The 613-nt window shown below is 51.9% G+C and carries 7 tRNA genes; all 7 read right to left on the reverse strand.

The window, feature by feature from the left end:
- Positions 1-6: 6 nt before the first annotated feature.
- Positions 7-82: transfer RNA gene (locus tag IC213_RS20550), tRNA-Lys, on the reverse strand.
- Between the two features lie 8 nt (positions 83-90).
- Positions 91-167: transfer RNA gene (locus IC213_RS20555), tRNA-His, on the reverse strand.
- 8 nt (positions 168-175) lie between these two features.
- Positions 176-252: transfer RNA gene (locus IC213_RS20560), tRNA-Pro, on the reverse strand.
- A 19-nt stretch (positions 253-271) separates the two neighbouring features.
- Positions 272-348, reverse strand: a tRNA-Ile gene (locus IC213_RS20565).
- Positions 349-362: 14 nt separating this feature from the next.
- Positions 363-436 (reverse strand) — tRNA-Met (locus IC213_RS20570).
- Positions 437-443: 7 nt separating this feature from the next.
- Positions 444-519: transfer RNA gene (locus IC213_RS20575), tRNA-Phe, on the reverse strand.
- 3 nt (positions 520-522) lie between these two features.
- Positions 523-611 (reverse strand) — tRNA-Ser (locus IC213_RS20580).
- Positions 612-613: the final 2 nt, after the last annotated feature.

Raw genomic sequence — 613 nt, forward strand, 5'->3', positions numbered from 1 at the left:
CCTTTTTGGTGATCTATCCGCGACTCGAACGCGGGACACCCTGATTAAAAGTCAGGTGCTCTACCGACTGAGCTAATAGACCATATTAGTTGGGGTGGATAATGAGAGTCGAACTCACGACCTCCAGAGCCACAATCTGGCGCTCTAACCAACTGAGCTATACCCACCATTATATTGGTCGAGGTGAAGGGACTCGAACCCCCGGCCCCATGGTCCCAAACCATGTGCGCTACCAAACTGCGCTACACCTCGAAATTTTATTAATTTAATGTGGTGGGCCATCAGGGACTCGAACCCCAGACCTACCGGTTATGAGCCGGGCGCTCTAACCAACTGAGCTAATGGCCCACATTAAATTTTAGTAGCGGTAATAGGAGTCGAACCTATGACCTTTCGGGTATGAACCGAACGCTCTAGCCAACTAAGCTATACCGCCATATTCTTGGTGCCCAGAGGCGGAATCGAACCACCGACACGGGGATTTTCAGTCCCCTGCTCTACCGACTGAGCTATCTGGGCATTTGGCGGAGAGGGTGGGATTCGAACCCACGGCCCCTTTCGAAGTCACTGGTTTTCAAGACCAGCTCCTTAAACCACTCGGACACCTCTCCAT

The sequence above is a fragment of the Clostridioides sp. ES-S-0049-02 genome (assembly GCF_020658465.1).
In the GTDB taxonomy this organism is placed as follows: domain Bacteria; phylum Bacillota; class Clostridia; order Peptostreptococcales; family Peptostreptococcaceae; genus Clostridioides.